This is a genomic window from Cohnella fermenti, from assembly GCF_004801405.1.
Classification (GTDB): Bacteria; Bacillota; Bacilli; order Paenibacillales; family Paenibacillaceae; genus Cohnella; species Cohnella fermenti.
In genome coordinates this window covers 58,597-64,870 of sequence record NZ_SSOB01000050.1, presented here as the reverse complement: position 1 = coordinate 64,870, position 6,274 = coordinate 58,597, and the positions used below count along the sequence as shown (strand labels likewise).

General features: G+C 63.6%; 2 protein-coding genes. Both read right to left on the bottom strand.

Going from position 1 to position 6,274, the window contains the following annotated elements; translation table 11 throughout:
- Positions 1–367: 367 nt before the first annotated feature.
- The gene (locus E6C55_RS28085) at positions 368–2,731 is read right to left on the bottom strand and encodes a hypothetical protein (RefSeq protein WP_136373154.1); all 2,364 of its coding nucleotides are present in this window, start codon (positions 2,729–2,731) and stop codon (positions 368–370) included.
- A 126-nt stretch (positions 2,732–2,857) separates the two neighbouring features.
- Positions 2,858–6,238, bottom strand: a complete 3,381-nt coding sequence (locus E6C55_RS28080) for a sugar-binding protein (RefSeq protein ID WP_136373153.1) — start codon at positions 6,236–6,238, stop codon at positions 2,858–2,860.
- Between the last annotated feature and the right edge of the window lie 36 nt (positions 6,239–6,274).

Here is a 6,274-nt window from a genome sequence, read left to right as displayed (position 1 = left end):
TTGAAATCTTCCTTGGTTGAGATGCTCGGAGCTCATGCTCGTCCCCCACATTCATTCGCTTTTTCTATATTATAACACATTACCGCGTTAATTAATTGAAATGTCTTTTTCAACAGCCTGAAAAATCGCATACAAAGTGCCGGGAGCGGGCCGAAATCGCGCGATGAATGTGAAAAACCGCATACAATGCGCGAGATCGAGCCGGAATCGCGCGATGAATGTGAAAAACCGTATACAATGCGCGAGATCGAGCCGGAATCGCGCGATGAATGTGAAAAACCACATATAATGCCCGTGATCGGGCCGGAATCGCGGGATGAATGTGAAAAACCACATACAATGCGCGGGTTGCTTATGTGCGGGCCGCTTATGCCTCGCTTAGGCCCCAGCCGATGAAGTTCGACATCGTCTCCGCGAGCCATTGCCCGCCCGTAAAGTCCGGCGCTTCCGCCAGCACCTTCAACGTGGGACGCCGCGGAGTGTCCGCGCCGGGGAAGGGTACTCCTTCCGGGGCAACGAAGGTCCATCCGGCCTCCGTCATCGCCTCTCCTCCTCCTCCCCCTACCGCTGCCTCTGCCACAGTCTCGGCGTCCGCGCAGTAGCTTAGCTCGTACCGGAACGTCCTTCCGGCGAATGCAGCGGGCACTTGCCAGAGGCGCTTGGCATAGCCGATCTCCAAGCCCTCCGCCTCCGGGAACGCGCCCTCCATCAGGACGAGCGGCTCCTCGCTCTTCGCATCCTCTTCGTCCATTCCGCCCATTTCGCCCAATCCGTCCAATTCGCTTAATCCGCCTAACCCACAGCTCGCGCCCCTTCCGTCCTCGCCATCCGGCCGGATCAACAAGCGATAGCGCCCGCCCTTCGGGCCGTATACGCTAAGTGCAGCCGGAAGTCCGGCGACAGCCAGCTTCGGCCCTTCGAAGAAGACGGGCTGCGAGGCGGGAACGAACTCTTCCGTCTTGCGCCACTCCTCGGCCGCTTCGCTTGTCCGGCGATAATGCGCGGTCCCTTCCTTCATCGGCTCGGCCGCGATCATCGGCTTGGTTGCGTTCAGCAGCTCGGTTCCATTCGTCCGCTTGGTCCCATCCATCAACTCGGCCGCGCCCATCGACTCGGCTTCATTCGTCGGCTCCGTCCCGTGCGCGAGCGCTTCCAGGCACAGCGACGCGTTCTCGTATAGGTCGGTGCTGTTGTTATGGCCGTGCCGGTAGCCGATCTCATGGCGAAGCGGGATGCCGGCCCCTCGGGCGCGGCGAACCCATTCCAGCGCCGGCCAGAAGGCTGTGAACGGATCGTGCGTGGAGGAATTGAGCCACACCCTCGTGCCCGCCCGCCTGAGCGCCCCGAGCAGGCGGGCCGAGCCCGGATGGAACCGCTCCGCAATCCGGGCCTCGTCGGACGTGCCGAACGTATTCCGCCAATACCGCTGTTCCGCGCTGTGCCCCTCCTCGTCGCGCCAGCCCGGCCGCCAGGCGAACCTCAGCCCCATGTCCGAAGAGAGCGCTTCCCACCTGGCGGGGTAAGAGACGTTCAGAAGTTCCTCCTCCGGACCGTACAGCGAGAGCGGAACGCCGTAGCAGAGTGCGTACCGAACCTTGTAGCCATCCGCGATCGGATTCGCGGCGGCGATCAGCGAGGTGAGCCCGCCGCGCGAGCCTCCGACCGAGACGACAGCTTCGGAATCGGCATGGTAACGTTCGCGAGCCGTGCGGAACAGCGAGTTCAGGAGGCTGTATGCGGATGGCTGCTGCGTTCTCGTTCCTATGGAACCCCCGCCGTTCCAGACGATGCCCACGACTCCTTGGCCCGTCTTCTCCATCGCCCGGCCGATCGCCTTCAGCAGCGGCAAGCCGCAGTGCAGGTAGACGTTCTCATTCTGGTCGTAATAGCCGGTGAACAAGATCGGATAAGCGGTTGGGTTCGCACTCGGGTTCGCCCCCACACCCGTGCCGGCTTCCCGGAGCGGCCCGGTCTCCGGAGCCGAGCGGCGCCAGCCCGGCGGCAGCAGGAACGCGGCCAGGCTCGCCGCCCCTTCCGCGCTCGCGATCCGCTCGTTGTTCACGAGCTGGAACAACGGAGCGCCCTCGAGCAGCGGTTCGCCTCCCGAAGCGGCGGCGTTGCGCAGCAGCACCGGATAGCCGGTCGCCTCGAGGCAGTCGGCGGACAGCTTGAGCGCCGCCTCCTCCGTCACGGCGTGCAGGCTGTACGCGTCCCCGATATAGCGGCCGAAGCCGGGAGTCCGCTCCGCCGAGCCGTCCGGCCGGTCCGGCAGCAAGGCAAGCCGGGCCGTTGCGAACAAGTAGGGACTGTCGTCATCCTCGTCCCTAATATTCAGGACGGAGACGACCGAGCCGGTGGCCGGGTCGATCCGGAGCTCGCCTATCCCGTCCGCTCCGGACTCGTCCGCCCCTCCTCTGCCTTCGTTCAGCGAGGAATTCCAGCCGGTCGTTATCGGGAATTCATTGCGGAACAGCGGGCTGACCAGCACAACGGTGCCCCCTCCGCCCGAGCGCACGAGCGCTTCGCCCGTCTCCGGATCGTAGGAGGCCGGAGCTTCCAACGCCACTGCGCCGTCCGTCCATCTGGCGGCGAGAATGCCGCCTCCGCTGCCCGCGACATACTCCGCAAGCTCCTTGCGGACGCGGAGGCGAACGAATTCCGCCTCTGCTCCAACTTCCATATAAACGCTAAGCGGGACATGATCGTCCGGGTTAAACGGGATCTTGGTCAAGCGAGCATCGCTCCCTTTGCGCCTGAGATGTCCCACCCATCGTATCACGTCCCGCCCGCGTCATTCAGAGGTCAACGCTGCGAAATGGTTTGCGAAACTATGCTGTTGCGCGAATCCGCCTCTCGGCTACGGAACAAGAATCAGGCTGCGGAACAGCGACGCGTCCTTCGTTCCCCCGATGCCGGAGCCCCATTCGATGTAGCCCTTGCGGCCCGCCCCGTCGTTGTCGTTCACGGCGAGCGAGAAGCTGAGCACGTCGCCCGCCGAATGGGCGATCGGAGCCAGCTCCGTCCAAGGCAGCGTCAGGTTGTACGTCGTCGTGCTTGCCGTCGCATTGCGCGAGACGGTCAGCGTCGCGCCGGTGACGGCTCCGACCGGAGTCGTGCCCATCGCAAGCCAGCGGTACACCTCGGGGCCGGACGGCGTCTGCGAGATGCCGTATTCGTACCACGACGCGCTGTCGCCGGGCATTCCCGGAGCGATGCTGAATTGCAGGCTGTCGTTCGCATAGATCGAGCTGCCGGAGGAGCCGTTCGACGCGACATTGTCCACAATCGTCGCCTGCAGGTACAGGTTGGCCGCATCCCAGCGCAGCTTCACCTGGCCGCTAAGGTCCGCAGCTCCGGTGTAGCCGCTCACCAGATTCGTGCCGTCGGCCAGGTCGATCGTGACCGCGCCGGACGTGTCCGCCAGCGGCAGCACGCGGTTGAAATCGATTGTACGGTCGATGACGAGATCCTCGTAGCCCGCAATCTCCGCCGTCAGGTCCAGCGCGTACATCGTTCCGTCGGCGAGTCCCGGCAGCGAGACGACGAACGTCCACGACGAATTCGCCGGAATGGACGGAATCGATGTCGCCGTTCCGCTTAACGCGCCGACGCTCCAGTCGATGCTGTTTACGGTCATGGCCGAAGAAGTCGGATTGTTGAAAATCACCTTAAGCTGCTTCGAGCCGGAAGAGATCGCAGGAACGACCGTGTAATGGAAGTAGGTCGGGATGAAGCCGTCGTCCGGCGCCGCGGGAACCGTGTTCGGGTCGATGCCTGCGCCGTTGTAGGCCCCGATGCTCGGAGCCGAAGCCGCCGACACCGCGTTGCCCCAATAGTCCTTGCCTCCGTTGCTTGCGATGACGGCGCCCGCCCCGAGCGCCGGCGAACCCGCGCGCAGCTTGTAGCCGCCGACCGTGCTCCAGCCGGTCCCGCCTCCGCCTTGGTAGACCAGCAGCGGATTCGCGGTGATTTTGTTCGGGTCGCTCGGCTCGTTCGCCGGATGGTTGCCGTAGAACAGATTGCTGTCGAACGTCCCGTTCGCGCCCGGCAGCTTGTAGTCCCCCTTGCCCAGGTTGTACACGAGGTTGTTCTTGAACGAATAATGGCCGTTCAGGTCGCCCGCTTCGTCCCACTCGTGGTCGATGATGCGGGTCGTCAGCGCCTTGCCGATATAGAAGGTGTTGTTGTAAATCTGCGTCCCTTCCGTGACGCCGCCGGCGAACGTGATCAGATGCTTGAGGTCGTTCTGGCTGACGTTGTAGCGCACGATGCTGTTCTCGGAGCCGTTCTCGACTCCCGGCACAAGCGGCGCATCGACGAGCAGAACGAAGCCGCCCTCGTTGTCGTGGCTGTAGTTGTACTGGATGACGCTGTCCTTCGAATCCATGTCGAGGTTGAAGCCCTGCCCGTCGCCTTCGGTGCGGCGGGTGTTGAACGCCTCGTTGTACTGGACGACGTTGTTCTTGCCGCGCGTCGGCCAGATCGCCGCCGAGCCGTTGAACTGGTTCAGCTCGGAATACCAGCCGATCCCTTCGGCAACGTTATGCTCGATCAGCGCGCCGTCCGCGCCGAACGTCAGAATGCCGTCGCTGTCGGAGCGCTTGACGGAGTTCTGGCGGATGACGACGTTCGTCGAGGCGTAGCCGCTTCCGTTCCAGACGTTGTCCCACACGACGATGCCCGAACGGCCGACGTCCTCCACCGAGTTGCCTTCGATGAGCACGTCGTCGAACCGATCCGTTCCCGTCGTCCCTCCCGTGTAGACCGAGATGCCGCCGAAGGCATGCGGCCCCCCGCTGTAGCCGGCGACGGTCGGGTAGCGGAAGCTGCCGGACACGTCGTGAACGTAGTTGTTCACAATCCGGATGCCGGACCGCGTGCCTCCGTCCGCATTCTCGAGGAGAATCCCTTCCCGGTAGACATCCCCTCGCGTCGCCGCATAATTCGTCACCTCGAGGTTCTGAATCGTCCAATACGACGGATTCCGCAGGTAGACGGCTCCCCCGGCGATGCCGCCGCCGTTCACGACCGGCCGGTTGCCCGTTCCGTAGGAGTCGATCTCGATCGGATCGGCGCTCGTTCCGCTTCCCTTCGGGTACAGCCGCTCGTTCCAGACGCTTCCCTTCTTCAGCAGGATGCGATCCCCCGGCGCAAAAATCGTGTTGTTAACATGAGAGAAAGTCTTCCAAGCGGCGCTTGGCGACAGGCCGTCGTTGCTGTCGCTGCCCGACACCGAATCGACGTAGTAGTCGCCGAACCCTCCTTCGCTGCCGATGCCTCCCCACACGTTCGACACCGTAACCGAGCCGAGCTGGAACGCCCACGCGGCGGCGTCTCCGCTCACCTCGACCTTCAGGTAGTCGACGCCCGCCGGCAGCTTGCCGACGATGCTGTACGTGGACGCCTGCCAACCGGGATCTCCCGTGGCGACGCCCTCTCCCTGCTGCGTCAGAAGCTCCGTCCAGGTCGCATGATCGGACGAGCCGTACAGCCTCAGAACCGCGGTCGATCCGGCATACCGGTGCGCGACGACCGAGGCCGCCTGGAGATCGTCCAGATGATACGTGAACGACTCGGTCGTCAGGCCGGTGCGAATCTTCCGGTTCGTGTCCCCGCCGAAGTAGGACGCATTCGTGGAGTCAACCATCCAGTTCGCGGATACCGCGTACATCTTGGAGTTGTCCGCCAGCTCGTCCGTTATCGTCACGGGAGCGGAAGACCCGTCCGACACGGTGACCGAGCCGATCTGCAGATGCCAGTTGCCGTAGTCGCCGCTGAGCTCGACCTTCAGGTACTCCGCGTTCGAGGGGAGCGCGGACGCCTGCTCGTACGTCGACGACGACCAGCTCGCGTTGCCGGTCACGACCGGCGCGCTGTTCACGGTCGCCGCCTGCGTCCACGTCGAATTGTCCGGCGACGTATAGAACTTGACCGTGCCGGTCGAAGCGGCGTACTTGTGCACGACAGCCGAGAATTCCAGCATCCCCGCGAGCCGGTAGACGAGATAGCCGGTCGACAGGTTGGAGCGCGTCACCCGCGACGAATCGCCCCCGAAGTACGTCGGGTTCGTCGTGTCGAAGACCCAATTCGTCGAATACGCGTACGCCTTGCTCGCATCGTTGAGCGGGTCGTCGATCGCAGCCGCCGCATGCGCCCGCTCCTGGGGCAAGGGCCATCCCAACCCGAGCGCCAGCACGATGACCATCAGCAGACTAACCCTTCTTTGCCACCTCTTCATGACTGTTCCTCCTCTGATAGTGAAGCGTTTACATTC

Excerpts from the sequence above, each read along its gene's own strand:
- E6C55_RS28080 (WP_136373153.1), bottom strand. The coding sequence starts at position 6,238 with ATGAAGAGGTGGCAAAGAAGGGTTAGTCTGCTGATGGTCATCGTGCTG.